A 16,975-nucleotide genomic window follows, 5' to 3' on the forward strand; every position below is an offset into this window, starting at 1 on the left:
GGGGGAACCAGCTCAGCACTACGTCACAGTGAGGTGACCCCTTATGGCGGAACTGCCGGACTTCGTCTCCATCCGTGAGGTCGGGCCGCGGGACGGGCTCCAGAACGAGGAGCCGATCCCCACCGACGCCAAGGTGCGGCTGCTCGACGCGCTCTCTGGCACCGGCGTCCAGCGGATCGAGGCGGTGTCGTTCGTGCACCCGAAGGCGATCCCGCAGATGGCCGACGCCGACGAGGTGTGGCAGCGCGCCACCCGCGCCGACGGGGTGCGCTACTCGGCCCTGGTGCCCAACACCCGGGGTGCGCAGCGGGCCCTCGCGGCCGGGTTCACCGAGATCGAGGTGGTCGTCTCGGCCAGCGACACGCACAACCGGCGCAACGTGAACCGCTCGACCGAGGAGTCGCTGGACGACATCGCCGAGCTGATCGACCTGCTGCACGGCGCCGGCGCCCGGGCCGAGGTGATCGTGGCGACCAGCTTCGGCTGCCCCTACGAGGGCGACATCGACCCGCAGCGGGTGGCCGGCATCGTCGACCGCGTCGTCCGCGACGGCGCCGACCGGATCGCATTCGGCGACACCACCGGCATGGGTACGCCCCGGCGGGTCCGCGAGCTGGTCACCGCCGTCCGGGACCGCAACGCGCACATCCCGGTGCTGCTGCACTTCCACAACACCCGGGGCACCGCCCTGGCCAACCTGCTGACCGCGCTGGAGCTGGGCGTCACCGAGTTCGACGCCAGCGTCGGCGGCCTCGGCGGCTGCCCGTACGCCCCCGGCGCCAGCGGCAACCTGGCCACCGAGGAGGCGGTGCACATGCTGCACGACATGGGCATCGACACCGGCATCGACCTGGACGCGCTGATCGAGGCGGCCGAGCTGGCCGAGGAGCTGGTCGGCAAGAAGCTCCCCTCCGGCGTCCTGCGCGCCGGCCCCCGCACCCGCCTCACACCGCTGCCCGCCTCCTGACCCACCCCCCACCCCCCACGCCCCGCTCGCGGTGATCAAGAGGTTTGCGTCAGATCCACGCGAATTCCTGGCGCAAACTTCTTGATCACCGCTGTCGATCGGTACCGGGCGGCGCCGGGCGGGCGCCGGGCGGGGGTGGTGACCGGCCCCCATGGGTCGCCGAAGCGGAGAGCGATGCGCTAGCCTAACGATCGTTCAGGTCGGTCGGTTCGCTCACGAGGTGGCCCGGCCCAGGCGGCGAGGGAGTCGGCGTGACGCTCGACGGTGAGGCACTGGAGCAGCTGCGCAAGCGCGCCCGGGCCGGCGGTGCGGACAAGTACCACGCGGCGAACGCCGCCAAGGGCAAGCTCTTCGCCCGCGAGCGGGTGGCGCTCCTGGTCGACGAGGGCTCCTTCGTCGAGGACGGCCTCTACGCCAACTCGATGGCCGACGGGCTGCCCGCCGACGGCGTGGTCACCGGTACCGCCACCATCGACGGCCGCCAGGTCTGCCTGATGGCCAACGACTCCACCGTCAAGGCCGGCAGCTGGGGAGCCCGGACGGTCGAGAAGATCATCCGGATCATCGAGCGGGCGTACTCGACCGGCGTGCCGATGGTCTACCTGGTCGACTCGGCCGGCGCCCGGATCACCGACCAGGTCGACCTCTTCCCCGGTCGACGCGGCGCCGGCAAGATCTTCTGGAACCAGGTCCGCGCCTCGGGTTCGATCCCGCAGGTCTGCGCGCTGTTCGGGCCGAGCGCGGCCGGCGGGGCGTACATCCCGGCGTTCTGCGACGTGGTGGCCATGGTGGACGGCAACGCCAGCATGTACCTCGGCTCGGACCGGATGGTCGAGATGGTCACCGGTGAGAAGACGACGCTGGAGGCGATGGGCGGGGCCAAGGTGCACTGCGCCGAGTCCGGCGTCGGGCACTTCCTCTGCAAGACCGAGGCCGACGCGCTCGACGTGGTGCGGACCTACCTGTCGTACCTGCCGGCGAACTGGACCCAGCAGCCGCCCGCCGCGCCCGCCAAGCAGGCGTCCGACAAGGTCGACCTGGCCGCGCTCGTGCCGGCCAGCGAGCGGCAGGCGTTCGACATGCGCCGGTACGTCAAGGGCCTGCTCGACGACGGCTCGTTCTTCGAGATCCAGGCGCTCTGGGCCAAGGAGCTGACGATCGGCTTCGGCCGACTGAACGGCGAGGTCGTCGGCGTGGTCGGCAACAACTCGATGTTCAAGGGCGGGGTGCTCTTCGTCGACTCGGCCGACAAGGCGACCCGGTTCGTGCAGCTCTGCGACGCCTTCAACGTGCCGCTGCTCTTCCTGAGCGACGTGCCCGGCTTCATGGTCGGCAGCGCGGTGGAGAAGCAGGGCATCATCCGGCACGGCGCCAAGATGATCACCGCGATCTCCGAGGCGACCGTGCCGAAGATCTGCGTGGTGGTCCGCAAGGCGTACGGCGCGGGCCTCTACGCGATGGCCGGGCCGGGCTTCGAGCCGGACGCGACCATCGCGCTGCCCACCGCGAAGATCGCGGTGATGGGGGCGGAGGCCGCGGTGAACGCCGTCTACGCCAACAAGATTGCCGCGATCGCCGACGAGACCGAGCGGGCCGCCTTCGTCGCCGCGAAGCGCGAGGAGTACGAGCGGGACATCGACATCGTCCGGCTCGCCAGCGAACTGGTGGTCGACGCCATCGTCGAGCCGCACGAGCTGCGCGTCGAGCTGGTCCGCCGGTTCGCCGCCGCGCGTACCAAGGACCGGCACTTCTCCCGGCGCCGGCACGGCGTCACCCCGGTCTGACCCCCCGACCCGCACCACCCGACCGGCGCCACGAGCGCCCGACGGCCCGTCCACAAAGGCGTCCCACCAGGAGGATCAGATGGACTTCCGGCTCACCGAGGAACAAGAGGCGCTGCGGTCCAGCGTGCGGGACTTCGCGCGTGAGGCGGTCGCCCCGGTCATCGCCGAGCACTACGAGAAGCACACCTTCCCGTACGAGGTGATCCGCCAGATGGGCAAGATGGGCCTGTTCGGCCTGCCCTTCGGTGAGGAGCACGGCGGCATGGGCGGCGACTACTTCGCGCTCTGCCTCGCCCTGGAGGAACTGGCCCGGGTCGACTCCAGCGTGGCGATCACCCTGGAGGCGGCGGTTTCCCTCGGCGCGATGCCGATCTACCGGTTCGGCACGGAGGAGCAGCAGGCGACCTGGCTGCCGAAGCTGCTCAGCGGCGAGGCGCTGGCCGCCTTCGGACTCACCGAGCCGGGCACCGGCTCCGACGCCGGTGGCACCCAGACCCGCGCGGTGCTGGACGAGGCGACGAACGAGTGGGTGATCAACGGCTCGAAGGCGTTCATCACCAACTCGGGGACCGACATCACCGCGCTGGTCACGGTCACCGCGGTCACCGGCACGAAGCCGGACGGCTCGAAGGAGCTGTCGACCATCATCGTGCCCACGGGGACGCCGGGCTTCACGGTGGCGCCGGGCTACTCCAAGGTGGGCTGGACCGCCTCGGACACCCACGAGCTGACCTTCGACGACTGCCGGGTGCCGGCGGCGAACCTGCTCGGTGAGCGGGGCCGGGGCTTCGCGCAGTTCCTGCGCATCCTCGACGAGGGTCGGATCGCCATCGCCGCGCTCGCCGTCGGCCTCGCCCAGGGCTGCGTCGACGAGTCGATCAAGTACGCGAAGGAGCGGCACGCCTTCGGTCAGCCGATCGGCAACTACCAGGCGATCCAGTTCAAGATCGCCGACATGGAGCTGAAGGCGCACACCGCCCGGCTGGCGTACTACGACGCGGCCGCGCGGATGCTGGCCGGTGAGCCGTTCAAGCGGCAGGCGGCGATCGCCAAGCTGCACGCCAGCACGATCGCGGTGGACAACGCCCGCGAGGCCACCCAGATCCACGGCGGCTACGGCTTCATGAACGAGTACCCGGTCGCCCGGTTCTGGCGGGACTCCAAGATCCTGGAGATCGGCGAGGGCACCTCCGAGGTGCAGCGCATGATCATCGCCCGCGACCTGGGCGTCTGATCCGGCCCCCGGCCCCTGTCGCGCCGCCGCACGGCAGGGGCCTGTCGGATTCCGGCGCGTCGGCTGGACGACGCACCCGTGTCGACCGTCGTATCCGGTCCGTACCCTTCGTGGCCATGACACCGGCTCATGATCACCAGTTGGCGCCGGGTGGTCGTACCCCGCTGGCGGAGCTGTTGCGGGGGCATCGGCTCCGGGCCGGTCTCACCCAGGCCGAGCTGGCCCAGCGGGCCGGGGTCGGCGTGCGGACCGTCCGTGACCTGGAGCGCGGCCGGTCCAGCCGGCCGCAGCGCACCACCGTGGAGCTGCTCGCCGACGCGCTCGGCCTCACCGACGGGCCGCGCGCCGCCTTCCTCACCACCGCGCGTGGGCGGGTCACCGTCCCGGCCGTCGCCGGGGACCCGGGCCGCGCGCCGGCCGCCGGGTCCGCGCCCGGTGAACCCCACCCCGCGGGTACGCCGATCGCGCTTCCGCCCCCGGTCGAGTTGATCGGGCGGGAGCGGGACCTGGCCGACCTCGCCGCGCTGCTCACCACGGGCCACTGGCCGCGGGTGGTGACCCTGGTCGGGCTGGCTGGCGTGGGCAAGACGGCGCTGGCCCTGGCGGTGGCGCACGAGGTCGTCACCGCGTATTCCGGCGGAGTGGCCGGTGTGCTCGTCGGCGAGGGCTCCGACGCCGCCGACGTGCTGGCCGCGATGAGCACCGTGCTCGGCGCGGCCCGCCTGCCCGACCTGGCCGCCCGGTTGCGCAACCGGCCGGCGTTGCTGCTGGTGGACGCGGCCGAGCGGGCCCCGGACCCGCTGGCCGAGGCGCTGCGGCAGCTCACCGACGCGGTGCCGAGCCTGCGGGTGCTGGTGACCGGGCGGCACCCGGTGGGCGTACCCGGGGAACTGGTCCGCCCGGTGGCGCCGCTGGACGTGCCCCCGGCCGACGTGGTGGACGCCGCCGACCTGGCCCGCTACCCGGCGGCGGCGCTCTTCGCCGCGCGACTCGCCCGGGTCCGCCCCGAGCCGCCCGACCCGCGGGAGCTGCCCGCCCTGGCCGCGCTGGTGCGCCGGCTCGGCGGGCTGCCGCTCGCGATCGAGCTGATGGCGGCCCGGGGCCGGATCCTCGACCTCGACGAACTGCTCGACCGGTACGGCGACCGGGTCCTCGACCTGGCCAGCCCCGACCTGGGCCGACGCGGCTGGGAGGCCGCCGAGCCGGCGGGGTCGGGCGGCGCGCGGGCGGCGGTGGCGGTGACCCTGCGCGAGGCGGTGGCCACCAGCTACCGGCTGCTCGCCGCCTCGGAGCGCGCGGCCGTGCGCCGACTCTCCGCGTTCGCCAACCGCTGGTCGGTGGAGCTGGCCGAGGAACTGCTGGCCGACGAGGCCGACCGGGACGGCGCGGTCGTCGTCGACCCGGTCCCGCTGCTGGATCGGCTGGTGGAGCTGGGGCTGGTCAGCATCCGGGGGGCCGGTCCGTTCCGGTTCCGGCTGCTCGACGCGGTCCGGGACTTCGCCGTCGAGCGGGCCGCCGGCCTGGGCGAGCTGACCGCGATCCGCCGCCGGCACGCCGTCGTCGTGGCCCGACTGGTCACCCGGACGGCACCGGACCTGGTCGGGGCGAAACTGCCCGCCGCCGTACGCCAGCTCGACGAGGCGACCAGCGACATCAGCGCCGCCCTGGCGCACGCCGCCACCGACGACCCGCTCACCGCACTGCGGCTGGCGGCGGCGCTGACCCGCTGGTGGCGACTGCGGGGCCGGGACGTCTCCGGGCGGCAGTGGCTGCGCCGGCTGCTGGCCGACCCGCGTACCGCCGACGCCGACCCGGTGCTGCGGGCCTGGGCGCTGCTCGGGGTGGCCCGGCTCGCCGCCGAGCACGGCGCGGGGGCGCAGGAGCTGCCGGCGGCCCGCGCCGCGCTCGACGTCTTCGCCGCACACGGCGAGGTCACCGGTGAACTGGAAGCCCGGACGGTGCTCTGCGCGCTGCTCGTCGCCACCGGCGAGCACGACGAGGGGCGCGAGCAGGCGCAGGCGGTGCTGGCGCTGGCCACCCGGCACGGCCGGATCCGCGACATGGCGGTCGCCCAGAACAACCTCACCTGGCACGAGATCCGCCTCGGCGACCTGACCGGCGCCCGGCGGCGGCTGGCCATCGTCGACCGACTGGCCGCCCAGTGCGACGAACGGCGGCTGCGGCTGCTGGCCCGGGCCAACCTGGCCGACGTGGCCCGCCTCCAGGGCCGGTACGCCGAGGCGGTGGAGCAGGGCCGCCGGGTCGCCGGTGCGCTGGCGGACCTGGGCGACCCGGGACACCGTCGCCGGGTGCTCGGCACGGTCGGCCTGGCGCTGGCCGGGGACGGTCGGCTGGACGAGGCCGTCGACGTGCTGGCCGAGCTGCGGGCGGAGGCGCGCCCGGTGCCGCTCCCGGGTCCGGCGGTCCCGGCCGACGGGCCGCCGGCGGCCGCCTCCGTGCCGCGCCGCGACGCGGTCTCGTCCGGAGCCGCGCTGCCGAACGGTGTCGTCGCGGCCCGCTCCGGGCCGGTGTCGCCGGCAGCCGTGGTGCCGTCGCCATCCAATCCCGGCCGGCTCGGGTGGCCGGTGGGGCAGGGGCGCGCGAGCACGGCGGTGGCGACCCCGCAGCCGGAGGAGGGGATCGTCGCCCTGATCGAGGGGACGGTGGCGCTGCACCGGGGCGACCGGGAGTTGGCCGCGGAGTGGTTCGGGGCGGCGGTGGAGGCCGGTGTCGACGGTCAGTACCGGCGGGACGTGGTCGAGGCGTTGGTGGGATTGGCGGCGAGCACGGGCGACCCGGCCGTGCTGGACCGTCTCGACCGGGCCTGCGGGGAGAGCGGGATCCGCCTGCTGTTGTACGAGCAGGATCTGCTCCGCGGGCTCCGCCCGGCCGGCTGAGACCCGGGCGTCGTCCACGCGACCCGGCCCCGGCACGGCTGGCGAGCGAGGGTTGGCATGACCACCCGGCGAACGCGAGTGGTCGACGCACTAGCCGCGGGTGTGTTTGCGGATCTCCTCGGTGGCCTCGCGGTAGGCGGGTGCGGCGTGGGTGAAGTAGTCGAAGAGCAGGTCGAGTTGCTCGGGCGTGTAGCGGGCGAGGACGTCGGCGATCTTGCGGCGTCCGGGTGCGACGACCTGGTCGATGCGCGTGAGCGCGTCGGGGACCGGTTGGACCACGACCTTCCGGCGGTCGGACGGGTCCGCGGTCCGGCGTACGTAGCCGGCGCGTTCGAGCCGGTCGATCAGGCGCGTCGTGGCGCCGGTGGTCAGGCCGGTCCGGGTGGCCAGTTCGCCTGAGGTCAGCGCGCCGTCGAGGCTGATCAGGCTCAGCGCGTACCACTCGGTCGCGTGCAGGCCGGCGGCCTCGGCGCCCGCCATGCCGTGCAGCCCGACGGCGTCCAGGTAGCGCCGGAAGATCACGTGCCGCTCCTGCGGACTTGCCATGCTCGACGTCCGGTTCCCCGGCCCGGACACGGCCCTGGTGACCGGCCGCGGCGACACCTACAAGGGCAGCCGGCCGAAACGGCTGAGCAAGGTCCAGACCTACGTCCTGGTGCGGCAGGCGGACGGGCGCTGGCGCATCGCGGCGTTCCACAACACCAAGCGCAAGCCGCTCATGGAGGCGATCTCGTTCCGTACCGCCCCCGGCCTCGTTCCCACCGACCGGCGCTGACCACCGCGCTGGTCCTCACGGCGAACGCCGGGTACGCCTGACTGGCGAATCGATCGCTACCTGGGGCGCAACAGCGGGGGCGGGGAGGCGCGAGCGAAGAAGCCCCCTGGTGATTCCCCTCGCTCAATCGCTCGCGCCGGCACCCCCCCAGGTGCTCCCCCCGCGCTCGACGAAGGCTAGCCACCCCTGGCGTCCGCTTTGCGGGACTTCACTGGGTTGTCCGGGCCAGCGTGGCCAGTTCTGCCGGTGGTTCTGCCGGTAGCGCGAGGCGGGGTGCCGGCGTCAGGCCGCCGGTTCGTTGGCCGGGGCCGGCTCGGTGCTGCCGGCGGTCGCCCCCGGGTGGACGGCGTCCCGCACCCGGCGCAGGCCGTCGAGCATCGCCGCCAGCGCCGCGGGTTCGAGCTGGCCGGTGAACCACTGCTCGATGATCCGCAGGTGACCGGGAAGGGTCTCGTCGAGGCGCTTCAGACCCGACGGGGTGACCACGGCGTACGAGCTGCGCCGGTCGGACGGGCAGGCGCTACGGCACAGCAGGCCGTCGCGTTCCATCCGGTCCACCACGCGGGTCACCCCGCTGGTCGACAGGGAGGTCTGCGCCGCCAGGTCGGTCATCCGCAGCTGGTGCCCGGGGGACCGGGCGAGCCGCATCAGCACCTCGAACTCGACGGCGGAGAGGCCGTGCTCCTCGTACTGGTCGGCGAACCGGGCCGACAGCCCGGCGTACGCCTCGACGAGGAGGCCGACGGCGGTGATCCGGGGGTCGTCGAACACGTTCTGATCCACCTGGCCATCCTAACAGTGCTTGACACGGGAAATATTGCTGCGGTTATAGTTGCTTGGTCAGTCGTTGGGCTTCTAAACAATCTCTTCCCTGGAGGACGCACCATGACCAGCACCGAGTCGGTTACCCGCGACTGGGAGGGCCTCACCGTCCCTACCGCCGGCACCTACCTGCTGGATGCGGCTCACAAGCGGGTCGGGTTCGTCGCCCGGCACATGATGGTCAGCAAGGTACGCGGTGAGTTCGCCGACGCCTCGGCCACCATCACCATCGCCGAGGACCCCATGCAGTCCTCGGTCACCGCCACCATCCAGGCCGCCAGCATCAACACCGCCCAGGCCGACCGGGACGCCCACGTGCGCAGCCCGGAGTTCCTGGACGCCGAGGCCTTCCCGACGCTGGAGTACCGCAGCACCGGTGTGAAGTCCCGGGACGGCAACGAGTTCGTGCTGCTCGGCGAGCTCACCATCAAGGGCGTCACCCGGCCGGTGGAGCTGGACGTCGAGTTCGAGGGCGTCGGCCGCAGCCCGTTCGGCCAGGACATCTTCGGCTTCTCCGCGAGCACCGAGATCGACCGGGAGGACTTCGGTCTGACCTGGAACGTGGCGCTGGAGACCGGCGGCGTGCTGGTCGGCAAGAAGATCAAGATCGAGATCGAGGGTGAGGCCGTCCGCCAGGCCTGATCCCTGCGGACCCCACCCGGCGAGGCCCCTGCTCTCCTGAGCAGGGGCCTCGCCCCGTCTCCGGGTGCAAATTGTCACGAATTATTCGTCAGCCGCGCCGGGTGCCCGCGGTGGCCGCTGGGTAGAGAGGGCCACAGCGCGTATTCGTTGGGCCACTGGCCCTGGCGAGGTGGCGCTCTTACCGTGGTTGTTCACAACGCGGGCGGGACGACACGGTCCCGCGCGCCTCGCGCCGGGAGGGCACATGGGTAGGGACGTCGAGCAGGGCGCCTTCTCCCGGGAAGACCGGTTCCGCTACCGGCAGAAGGTTCGGCGCAGCCTGGACGTCTTCGCGTTGATGCTGGACGACTTCGGCTTCGACGCGGACCGGCCGATGACCGGCCTGGAGATCGAACTCAACCTGATGGACCCGGCGGGCGAGCCGGCGATGCGCAACGAGGAGATCCTGGCCGCCATCGCCGACCCGCTCTTCCAGACCGAACTCGGCCAGTTCAACCTCGAACTGAACGCCGCGCCCCGGCTGATCGAGGGCAGCGGGTTCGCCGAGTACGAGGCCGACCTGCGCAGCAGCCTGACCCGCGCCGACGAGCGGGCGGCGAAGTCCGACGCCCGGATCGTCCTGGTCGGCATCCTGCCCACGCTCACCGAGCGGCACCTGGTGGTGGACAACCTCTCCACCAACGAGCGCTACCGGGTGCTCAACGACCAGATCGTCGGCGCCCGGGGCGAGGACATCGAGCTGGACATCCGGGGCGTGGAACGGCTCCAGACGCACACCGACTCGATCGCCCCCGAGGCGGCCTGCACCAGCCTCCAGTTCCACCTCCAGGTCGCGCCGGACAGCTTCGCCGACTACTGGAACGCCTCCCAGGCGATCGCCGGCGTCCAGGTCGCGATCGGCGCGAACTCCCCCTTCCTCTACGGGCGGCAGCTCTGGGCCGAGACCCGGATCGCCCTCTTCGAGCAGGCCACCGACACCCGCCCCGACGAACTCAAGGCCCAGGGCGTACGACCCCGGGTGTGGTTCGGCGAGCGCTGGATCACCTCGATCTTCGACCTGTTCGAGGAGAACGTCCGGTACTTCCCGCCGCTGCTGCCGATCTGCGAGGACGAGGACCCGGTGGAGGTGCTGCACGCCGGCGGGGTGCCCCAGCTCTCGGAGCTGCGGCTGCACAACGGCACGGTCTACCGCTGGAACCGGCCGGTCTACGACATCATGGACGGTCGTCCCCACCTGCGGGTGGAGAACCGGGTGCTGCCGGCCGGCCCGACCGTGGTGGACATGCTGGCCAACGCCGCCTTCTACTTCGGGCTGGCTCGCGGGCTGGCCGAGTCGGACCGTCCGATCTGGAGTCAGCTCACCTTCAGCTCCGCGGAGGAGAACTTCCACGCCGCCGCCCGGCGCGGCATGGACGCCGTCCTGCACTGGCCCCGCCTCGGTGATGTGCCGGTGGCCAAGCTGGTCCTCGACACGCTGCTGCCGACGGCGGCGACCGGGCTGGACCGGTTCGGCGTCGACCCGGCCGAGCGGGACCGGCTGCTCGGCATCATCGAGCAGCGCTGCCGTACCGGCCGCAACGGCGCGGTCTGGCAGACCGAGGCAGTCTGGGCGGCCGAGCGGCACCGGGGCATGAACCGCGAGGCGGCGCTGCACCAGATGGCCCGCCGCTACGCCGAACTCCAGCGCAGCAACGAACCCGTCCACACCTGGCCCGTCGACTGACCCTCCTCCTTCTCACCGGACCTCCCTGGCGCTGCACTTTCACGGAAAGAGTGGCTATCCCGCCTCGGATAGCCACTCTTTCCGCGAAGGAGGCCCCTCGGGGGGTGGGGGTGGGGTGGGGTGGGCGGTGGCCGTGGCCGAAGTGGATGGCCGCGCCGAGCAGCATCCAGATCCCGAACCGGATCCAGGTCTCCACCGACAGGTTGAGCATCAGGTAGAGGCAGGCCAGCCCCGAGAGGATCGGCAGCACCGGGGAGAACGGCACCTTGACCGCGCGTATGGAGACCGTCACTGTTCGCGCGGTGGCCGGCTCGGCCGCCCCCGGCGAGTTTGCCGGTATCCGGACATCCGGGTCGGACCCTTGCGCGAAGCCCATCAGGTGTGAAAATTTCCTACCAGCGGTAGATAGCTGCTGGCGAATCTTGCCACGGACGCCGCGACAACCGGGAGCCCGACGAAGGGACACACCGCATGAAGGCAACTCGGCTCCGAGCCGCCGGGCTGGCCGTGGCACTGCTCGGCGCGCTGGTCGCCGGCTCGCCCGCGAGCGCCGCACCGGACACGGCGGCCACCGAACCCGCCACCACCGACTGCATCACCGACCCGGCCACCCCGAAGCGCCAGTTCCGGGCCATGTGGATCGCGTCGGTCACCAACATCGACTGGCCCAGCAGGGCCTCTCAGACCGCCCCCGACCAGGTCGCCAAGCAGCAGGCCGAGTACCTGGCCTGGCTCGACCTGGCGCAGAAGCTCAACCACAACGCCGTCGTCGTCCAGGTCCGGCCGACCGCCGACGCGTTCTGGCCCTCGCCGTACGAGCCGTGGTCGGAGTACCTCACCGGGGTGCGCGGCCAGGACCCGGGCTGGGACCCGCTGCAGTTCCTCGTCACCGAGTCGCACAAGCGGAACCTGGAGTTCCACGCCTGGTTCAACCCGTACCGGGTCTCCATGCCGGCCCCGGGTGGCGCCGGCGCGGACCTCACCAAGCTCGCGCCGAACCACCCGGCGCGGCAGCACCCGGAGTGGACGTTCGCCTACCCGCCGGCCGGCGTGGCCGGCAGCCGGCTTTACTACAACCCCGGCCTCCCCGAGGTCCGCGAGTTCGTCCAGACCGCGATGATGGACGCGGTCAACCGGTACGACGTCGACGGTGTGCACTTCGACGACTACTTCTACCCGTACCCGAGCGGCACCCACCAGGTGCCGGACGACGCCACCTTCGCCGCCCACAACCGGGGCTTCACCGACCGGGCGGACTGGCGGCGGGACAACATCAACCTGCTGATCCAGGAGATGAACGCCAAGATCAAGGCAGTGAAGCCGTGGGTCAAGTTCGGCGTCAGCCCGTTCGGCATCTGGCGTAACAAGTCGGCCGACCCGCTGGGCTCGGACACCACCGGCAGCCAGTCGTACGACAGCATCTCCGCCGACACCCGCAAGTGGGTCAAGCAGGAGTGGATCGACTACGTGGTGCCGCAGCTCTACTGGTACATCGGCCAGTACCCAGCCGCCGACTACGCCCGGCTGGTGCCGTGGTGGGCCGAGACGGTGCGCGGCACCCGGGTGCAGCTCTACATCGGCCAGGCCGACTACAAGAGCGGCGAACCGGTGTACGGGCCGTTCTGGCAGAACCCGCGCGAGCTGTCCGACCACCTGACGCTCAACCGGTCGTACCCGGAGGTGCTCGGCAACGTGCACTTCTCCGCCGTGCAGGTGCGGGCCAACCGGCTCGGCGCCACCGACATCTACGCCGCCGAGCACTACTCCCGCCCGGCGCTGGTGCCGGCGATGCCGCACCTGCCCGCCAAGCCGCTGCTGCCCCCGCTGGTCACCGGGGCGGAGCGGTCCGACGACGGGGTGCGGCTGAGCTGGCGGCAGCCGGCCGACGGCCAGGGTCCGCTCGGCGACGCCACCTCGTACGCGATCTACCGCTTCGACTCGGGCGAGCGGGTGAACGCCTGCGGCTTCACCGACGCCTCCCACCTGGTCGGCACCCTGCGCGCCGACGACGCCACCGCGGTGCAGTCCTACCTGGACGCCACGGCGGAGCCGGGGCGGACGTACACGTACCACGTGACCGCGCTGGACCGGCTCTGGAACGAGAGCCTGCCCAGCCCGGCGCGGGTGGTGCGCTGACCCAGCCGCGAATGCCCCGGGCGCCCAGCGCCCGGGGCATTCGTCTGTTTCATCGTCTGTCATCAATAGTACCGGCCGGTAACACCTCCAGGTATGGGGATTGATCGAAACTGATGCGACCAACGGTGATCCACCGGTCACCGGTCGTAGGCCACCCCCGCGGAGGTACCCGAATGTCCAGACGACTCGCCACCCTCTTCGCCGCCGGCGCGTTCGCACTGCTCGCCATGCTCGGCGTGAGCTCGCCCGCGTTCGCGGTGACGCCCGAGCAGAAGCTCTCGGTGCTCTCCAGCTGGACACAGACCAGCGCCACCAGCTACAACGCCTGGAACTCCGGCCGGCTGAACAAGGCCGCCTGGGCCGACTACGCCTTCGACTGGTCCACCGACTACTGCTCGTCCAGCCCGGACAACCCGCTCGGGTTCAACTTCAGCCTCTCCTGCTACCGGCACGACTTCGGCTATCGCAACTACAAGGCCATGGGCCAGTTCTCGGCGAACAAGTCCCGCCTCGACAGCGCCTTCTACGCGGACCTGAAGCGCGTCTGCGCCACGTACAACATCGTCGTCCGGCCGGCCTGCTACAGCCTGGCCTGGACGTACTACGAGGCGGTCAGCATCTTCGGCTCCGTCGCCGCCGTCCAGCAGTCCGACATCGACCGGGCCGCCCGGATGAAGGCCGACGCGGAGCGCCGCGCCGCCCTGCGCGGCTGACCCCGCCGCCGTCGACTCCGCCGGGCGTCCCAGACCGGGGCGCCCGGCGGCGTCAGGCCCGCTCCCGGCGGTCCAGCTCCTGCCGGCCCGGGCCACCCTGCCGGGGCGCGGCCGCCCCGGCGGTGCGGAACCGGATCGAGTCCGCCCCCAGGTCGGGGTGCTCCACCGCCAAGGCCAGCGCCGCCGCCTCCTCCAGGCCCAGTTCGCCCCCCTCGCCGTACGCGGCGTCGAAGGCGGCGTCGCCGAGCACCCGGCGCAGCTCGGCCTGGCGCTCCAGCCAGTAGCTGCCGTAGATGGCCGGGGTGGCCCGCAGTTGCGCCCGGGTCGCCTGCGCCGCGCCGAAGAGCCGGGCGGCCGTGCCCAGCTCACCACCGGCGGCGCAGCGGACCGCCACCGCGTTGACCGTGTCGCAGGCCCGGCCGTGGTAGCCGTGGCTCATCCGGGACCGGAGCGCCACCAGCAGGTGCTCGTGCGCGGCGACCAGGTCGCCCCGGGCCAGGGCGACCATGCCGAGCAGCATGTCCACCGACCGCCGGCCCCGCTCGACCGGCCGCGCCGCCTCCACCGGGCGGGCCGCGCCGAGCAGCTCCGCCGCCTCGTTCAGCGCGCCCCGCCGCCACAGCAGCTCGGCCAGGTTGTAGACGGCGAAGAGCGCGTCGCCGGTCACCTGCTGCTCGTGCGCCCAGTCGATCACCTCGCGGCAGACCCGCTCCGCCTCGGCGAACTGCCCCATGTCGATCAGGGGCGCCGCCCGCCCGGCCAGCACCCGGGCGAGCAGCCCGGCGTCGCCGGCCTGCCGGGCCGCCGCCTCCGCCCGCTGCGAGTAGCGCAGCTCCTCGGCGAACTCACCGTCCGCGCCGGCGTGCAGCGAGTGCAGGTGGTACGCCGCCGCCAGCTCCGCCTCCGGGATCGCCTCGCCGGTCTCGGCGATCCGCCCGTAGAGCCGGAACAGCCAGAGCCGCGCCTCCCGGGACAGCCCCCGCTCCCGCCACCACTGGTCCAGCCCGCCGGCCAGCCGCAACCCGGCCCGGGCGCTGCCCCCGGTGGCGCACCAGCGCAGGGCGGCCCGCAGCTCACTGGCCAGCGGGTCGAGCGCGTACAGCGAGAGGGTCACCGGCTGGCCGTCCGGGCCCAGGTGGGCGCGCTCCAGCGCGTGCGCCGACCAGGCGACGTGCCGGTCCCGCGCGGCCTGCTCCTCGCCGGCCTCCACCAGCCGGCGGGCCGCGTACGCCCGGATCGGGTCGAGCATCCGGTAGGTGCTGCCCGACGCGTGCGGCTCGGCCAGCAGCATCGACTTGTCCACCAGCACCGACAGCGGGTCGAGCGGGTCGTCGTCGAGCAGCAACTCCACGGTGGACAGCTCCACCGGGCCGGCGAAGACCGCCAGCCAGCGCAGCAGCCGCGACGCGCGCGGCCCCAACGTCCGGTACGACCAGGTGACCGTCGCCTGCATGGTGAGGTGCCGCTCGGTGGCGGAACGCTGCACCGCCCGGTGCGCGGCCGACGGGGGCACGGCCCCGGCCGCCGCGGCGGCCAGGTCCACGGTGTCCTGCTGGTTGCCCGTCCAGCCCCGGTCCGCCGGCGGCTCCGGCACGACCCGCCCGGCGTCCAGGGTGCCGAGCACGTCGTCGAGGCGGGCGGCGAGCTGCCCGGCGGAGAGCACCCGGAGCCGGGCGGCGGCCAGCTCGATCGCCAACGGGAGGCCGTCCAGCCGCCGCACCACCCGGCGCAGGTCACCGGCCTCCGCCCAGTCCGGCGGCCGGCCGCCCCGGGCCGCCGCCGTCCGGTCCAGCAGCAGCGCCACCGCGTCGCTCTCGGTACGCCCCGGCTGCGGGTCCACCGAGAGCGGCGGGATGCGCCAGACCACCTCGCCGGGCAGGCCGAAGGACTCCCGGCTGGTGGCCAGCACCCGCACCCCGCTCCCGCCGGCGAGCAGCCGGGAGATCACCTCGGCGCAGGCCGCGGGCTGGGCGTCGCAGGTGTCCAGCACCACCAGCATCTGCCGGGCGGCGGCGTACTCGACCAGGGTGTCCAGCATCGGGCGGCCCGGCTCGGGGCGCAGCCCGAGCACCGCGGCGACCGCGAACGCCACCAGCCCCGGGTCGGTGACCGTGGCGATGTCGACGAACCACACGCCGTCCGGGTACGCCTCGACCATCCCGCCGGCCAGCTCGACGGCCATCCGGGTCTTGCCGGCGCCGCCGGCCCCGAGCACGGTGACCAGCCGGTGCCGGCGTACCAGCAGGTCGAGCTCCGCACGCTCGGTCTCCCGGCCGATGAAGGAGGTGACCTGGGTGGGCAGGTTGTGCGGCACCGCGTCGGCGGTGCGCGGCCGGGGGAACTGCCGTTCCAGGCCGGGCGCGACGAGCTGGAAGAGCCGCTCCCGGTCGTCGAAGCCGCGCAGCCGGTGCAGGCCGAGGTCGAGCAGGGACGCGCCGGACGGCAGCGGTTCGGCGTGCCGGGCGGTCGCCGCCGAGCAGAGCACCTGCCCGCCGTGGGCGGCGGCGGCCACCCGGGCGGCCCGGTGCACCTCGGGGCTGGCGTACTCGCCGTCGCGCGGCTCCGCGTAGCCGGTGTGCAGCCCCATCCGCACCCTGGGGGTGGCCTCCGGGGTGGGCCAGTCGTGGGTGGACAGCGCGCGTTGGGCGGTCAGGCAGGCGGTCAGCGCCGCCGCCGCGTCGGGAAAGGCGAGGAAGAACGAGTCGCCCTCGGTCAGCAGCTCCGCGCCGTCGGTGCCGGCGAGGGTGTCCCGGAGCAGCCGGCGATGCTCCCACAGCACGGGGCGGTAGCCCGACCCGAGCAGCTGGGCCAGCCGGGTCGAACCCTCGATGTCGGTGAACACGAAGGTCACCCACCCGCTCGGGAGGTGGATCCGTGGCGACATGCGTGGAACCTCCGCCCGTGACGTCGGCTTCATGCTGCCCTATGGTCGGGCCGTCACGCATCGTGAGAACGGCCGGGCGGCGTCCGCCCCAAGGTGCCATTGCCGCCGGTCAGCGGCAAGGTCTGCGTCGCCGAACGGGCCGGTCGTGGCGGCTCAGCAGCAGCCGCCACCGCCGCAGCAGCCACCGGCCGGCGCCGGCGGAGCGCCGCCCACCGGTCCACCACCGCCCCGGCCGGTCACCGCGACGGTGGAGAGCAGCTTGACCGTGTCGGCGTGTCCCTGCGGGCAGGACGCCGGATCACCGGCCCGGGCCATCGGGCGGTTGACCTCGAAGGTGTCGCCGCAGGCGCGGCAGCGGAACTCGTACCGGGGCATGCTCCCAGCGTACGACCGGGCCT

Annotated in this window: 12 protein-coding genes and 2 pseudogenes; 9 read left to right on the plus strand and 5 right to left on the minus strand. The window is 73.1% G+C overall.

Going from position 1 to position 16,975, the window contains the following annotated elements; genetic code table 11:
- Positions 1-43 precede the first annotated feature (43 nt).
- From KBX37_RS00220 to KBX37_RS00235, 4 genes and pseudogenes are all read left to right on the plus strand, one after another.
- Positions 44-967 (plus strand): hydroxymethylglutaryl-CoA lyase, encoded by a 924-nt coding sequence (locus KBX37_RS00220; protein ID WP_210773590.1) that lies wholly within the window; start codon positions 44-46, stop codon positions 965-967.
- 251 nt (positions 968-1,218) lie between these two features.
- Positions 1,219-2,751 (plus strand): acyl-CoA carboxylase subunit beta, encoded by a 1,533-nt coding sequence (locus KBX37_RS00225; RefSeq protein WP_210773591.1) that lies wholly within the window; start codon positions 1,219-1,221, stop codon positions 2,749-2,751.
- A 79-nt stretch (positions 2,752-2,830) separates the two neighbouring features.
- A complete protein-coding gene (locus KBX37_RS00230) occupies positions 2,831-3,985 on the plus strand; it encodes an acyl-CoA dehydrogenase family protein (RefSeq protein WP_210773592.1) in 1,155 nt (384 codons plus the stop codon).
- 116 nt (positions 3,986-4,101) lie between these two features.
- Positions 4,102-6,810: pseudogene (locus KBX37_RS00235) on the plus strand (helix-turn-helix domain-containing protein); the annotation flags it as partial.
- Between the two features lie 162 nt (positions 6,811-6,972).
- Here KBX37_RS00235 and KBX37_RS00245 read toward each other — a convergent pair.
- Positions 6,973-7,428: a MarR family winged helix-turn-helix transcriptional regulator gene (locus tag KBX37_RS00245; RefSeq protein WP_210773593.1), complete on the minus strand. Its 456-nt coding sequence runs from the start codon at positions 7,426-7,428 to the stop codon at positions 6,973-6,975.
- Here KBX37_RS00245 and KBX37_RS00250 point away from each other — a divergent pair.
- A complete protein-coding gene (locus KBX37_RS00250) occupies positions 7,427-7,657 on the plus strand; it encodes an SgcJ/EcaC family oxidoreductase (protein ID WP_210773594.1) in 231 nt (76 codons plus the stop codon). The genes KBX37_RS00245 and KBX37_RS00250 overlap by 2 nt on opposite strands.
- Positions 7,658-7,939: 282 nt before the next feature.
- Here the strand turns inward: KBX37_RS00250 and KBX37_RS00255 are convergent, their stop codons facing one another.
- The gene (locus KBX37_RS00255; protein ID WP_210773595.1) at positions 7,940-8,440 is read right to left on the minus strand and encodes a MarR family winged helix-turn-helix transcriptional regulator; all 501 of its coding nucleotides are present in this window, start codon (positions 8,438-8,440) and stop codon (positions 7,940-7,942) included.
- A gap of 102 nt (positions 8,441-8,542) precedes the next feature.
- On the opposite strand from KBX37_RS00255, the gene KBX37_RS00260 reads away from it, so the two are divergent.
- Together KBX37_RS00260 and KBX37_RS00265 are read left to right on the plus strand one after the other, a co-directional pair.
- Positions 8,543-9,121, plus strand: a complete 579-nt coding sequence (locus tag KBX37_RS00260) for a YceI family protein (RefSeq protein ID WP_210773596.1) — start codon at positions 8,543-8,545, stop codon at positions 9,119-9,121.
- A 244-nt stretch (positions 9,122-9,365) separates the two neighbouring features.
- Positions 9,366-10,844, plus strand: a complete 1,479-nt coding sequence (locus KBX37_RS00265) for a glutamate--cysteine ligase (protein ID WP_210773597.1) — start codon at positions 9,366-9,368, stop codon at positions 10,842-10,844.
- 139 nt (positions 10,845-10,983) lie between these two features.
- Here KBX37_RS00265 and KBX37_RS35160 read toward each other — a convergent pair.
- Positions 10,984-11,220: pseudogene (locus KBX37_RS35160) on the minus strand (amino acid permease C-terminal domain-containing protein); the annotation flags it as partial.
- A gap of 95 nt (positions 11,221-11,315) precedes the next feature.
- Between KBX37_RS35160 and KBX37_RS00275 the strand changes: the two are divergent.
- Both KBX37_RS00275 and KBX37_RS00280 read left to right on the plus strand, forming a co-directional pair.
- Positions 11,316-12,980: a glycoside hydrolase family 10 protein gene (locus KBX37_RS00275; protein WP_210773598.1), complete on the plus strand. Its 1,665-nt coding sequence runs from the start codon at positions 11,316-11,318 to the stop codon at positions 12,978-12,980.
- Between the two features lie 173 nt (positions 12,981-13,153).
- Positions 13,154-13,693 (plus strand): phospholipase, encoded by a 540-nt coding sequence (locus KBX37_RS00280; protein WP_210773599.1) that lies wholly within the window; start codon positions 13,154-13,156, stop codon positions 13,691-13,693.
- Positions 13,694-13,745: 52 nt separating this feature from the next.
- Here the strand turns inward: KBX37_RS00280 and KBX37_RS00285 are convergent, their stop codons facing one another.
- Both KBX37_RS00285 and KBX37_RS00290 read right to left on the minus strand, forming a co-directional pair.
- Positions 13,746-16,577, minus strand: a complete 2,832-nt coding sequence (locus tag KBX37_RS00285; RefSeq protein ID WP_210773600.1) for an adenylate/guanylate cyclase domain-containing protein — start codon at positions 16,575-16,577, stop codon at positions 13,746-13,748.
- A 153-nt stretch (positions 16,578-16,730) separates the two neighbouring features.
- Complete coding sequence (locus KBX37_RS00290; RefSeq protein WP_154941724.1) at positions 16,731-16,952, minus strand: zinc ribbon domain-containing protein; 222 nt, start codon at positions 16,950-16,952, stop codon at positions 16,731-16,733.
- Positions 16,953-16,975: the final 23 nt, after the last annotated feature.

This window comes from Micromonospora sp. U56, from assembly GCF_018070095.1.
In the GTDB taxonomy this organism is placed as follows: domain Bacteria; phylum Actinomycetota; class Actinomycetes; order Mycobacteriales; family Micromonosporaceae; genus Micromonospora; species Micromonospora purpureochromogenes.

Excerpts from the sequence above, each read along its gene's own strand:
- KBX37_RS00275 (WP_210773598.1), top strand. The coding sequence starts at position 11,316 with ATGAAGGCAACTCGGCTCCGAGCCGCCGGGCTGGCCGTGGCACTGCTC.
- KBX37_RS00260 (WP_210773596.1), top strand. The coding sequence starts at position 8,543 with ATGACCAGCACCGAGTCGGTTACCCGCGACTGGGAGGGCCTCACCGTC.
- KBX37_RS00285 (WP_210773600.1), bottom strand. The coding sequence starts at position 16,577 with ATGTCGCCACGGATCCACCTCCCGAGCGGGTGGGTGACCTTCGTGTTC.
- KBX37_RS00280 (WP_210773599.1), top strand. The coding sequence starts at position 13,154 with ATGTCCAGACGACTCGCCACCCTCTTCGCCGCCGGCGCGTTCGCACTG.
- KBX37_RS00290 (WP_154941724.1), bottom strand. The coding sequence starts at position 16,952 with ATGCCCCGGTACGAGTTCCGCTGCCGCGCCTGCGGCGACACCTTCGAG.
- KBX37_RS00250 (WP_210773594.1), top strand. The coding sequence starts at position 7,427 with ATGCTCGACGTCCGGTTCCCCGGCCCGGACACGGCCCTGGTGACCGGC.
- KBX37_RS00220 (WP_210773590.1), top strand. The coding sequence starts at position 44 with ATGGCGGAACTGCCGGACTTCGTCTCCATCCGTGAGGTCGGGCCGCGG.
- KBX37_RS00230 (WP_210773592.1), top strand. The coding sequence starts at position 2,831 with ATGGACTTCCGGCTCACCGAGGAACAAGAGGCGCTGCGGTCCAGCGTG.
- KBX37_RS00245 (WP_210773593.1), bottom strand. The coding sequence starts at position 7,428 with ATGGCAAGTCCGCAGGAGCGGCACGTGATCTTCCGGCGCTACCTGGAC.
- KBX37_RS00265 (WP_210773597.1), top strand. The coding sequence starts at position 9,366 with ATGGGTAGGGACGTCGAGCAGGGCGCCTTCTCCCGGGAAGACCGGTTC.